The organism is Salipiger sp. HF18 (assembly GCF_011806505.1).
GTDB lineage: Bacteria > Pseudomonadota > Alphaproteobacteria > Rhodobacterales > Rhodobacteraceae > Salipiger > Salipiger thiooxidans.
On sequence record NZ_JAATOS010000813.1, the window covers coordinates 1 to 1107 of the forward strand.

The 1107-nt window shown below is 67.8% G+C and carries 2 protein-coding genes and 1 pseudogene; 1 reads left to right on the top strand and 2 read right to left on the bottom strand.

What is annotated here, in order from left to right; translation table 11 throughout:
- Positions 1-503 (top strand): phenylacetic acid degradation protein PaaY (locus tag HC022_RS27180; protein WP_167454449.1); only part of this gene is annotated, 503 nt, incomplete at its 5' end.
- Here HC022_RS27180 and HC022_RS27185 read toward each other — a convergent pair.
- Both HC022_RS27185 and HC022_RS27190 read right to left on the bottom strand, forming a co-directional pair.
- A pseudogene (locus tag HC022_RS27185) lies at positions 487-922 on the bottom strand (TetR family transcriptional regulator). The gene HC022_RS27180 and the pseudogene HC022_RS27185 sit on opposite strands and share 17 nt — an antisense overlap.
- A gap of 91 nt (positions 923-1013) precedes the next feature.
- Positions 1014-1107, bottom strand: a 94-nt coding sequence (locus HC022_RS27190) for a hypothetical protein (protein WP_167454450.1), incomplete at its 5' end; no start/stop codon positions are given.

Sequence of the window (1107 nt, forward strand, 5' to 3'; positions counted from 1 at the left end):
CCGGCGCGGTGCTGCGCGGCGATTTCGGGCGGATCACGCTGGAGCCGGGCTCGAACGTGCAGGAGACCTGCGTCGCCCATGCCTTTCCCGGCAAGGACGTGGTGGTCGAGGAGCGCGGCCACGTCGGGCACGGCGCGGTGCTCCACGGCTGCCACATCGGGCGCAACGCGCTGATCGGCATGAATGCCGTGGTGATGGACGAGGCGCGCATCGGCGAGAACAGCATCGTCGGCGCCATGGCCTTCGTGCGGGCGGGGATGGAGATCCCGGCCAATGTCATGGCGGTGGGCTCGCCCGCCAAGGTGCTGCGCGAACTGAGCGAACAGGAGATCGACTGGAAGTCGCGCGGCACGGATGTCTACCGGCAGCTCGCGGTGGACGCCAGGACCAAGCTTGCGCCGGCACAGCCGCTGGCGGAGGTGGAGGAGGGGCGCCGCCGTGTGACGGCGCCCGAGTACGACCCGCTGGTGGTCGAGCGCGCGGCGCTCAGCGGACGGCCTTGACCCCTTCAAGGATCAGGGTCGTCGCCACGCGGGCATAGTCCTCGCGGCTGATCTTGCCGCCGTCGCGGAACCACATGTAGACCCAGTTCATCATGCCGAAGAGCGACATGGTCGGCGCCCCGGTAGGCGTCGAGCACCGTCATCACCAGTGCCTCGAGCCGCTCGCGCGGGGGCAGGGCGGGATCGTCCGCCTCTTCGATGGCGGCGTCGAGTTCGTCGAGATGGGTCTCGATGATCGCGAAGATCAGCGCGTCCTTCGACGGGTAGTAATGGTACAGCAACGACTTGGAGACCCCGGCCTCGGAGGCGATCTGGGACATGGAGGCCTTCTCCATGCCCTGCGTCGCAAAGACGTTGGCGGCGGTCAGAAGCAGCTGGTGCTGTTTCTCCTCGAAGTCGCTGGCGCGCGTTCTGGCCATATGCGCGAATGCTCCTCTTGGTCCGGCGGACGGAATGGCGGCGGGCCAGTCCTTATCCGCCGGACGGGGTTTTTGCCAGCCTGCCTGCGGGCTACTTGGGGCGGTTGTCGACGACACGCTTGGCTTTGCCTTCGGAACGGGCAACGCCTTCCGGATCGTGGACCTCGATCCTGGTCGAGACGCCG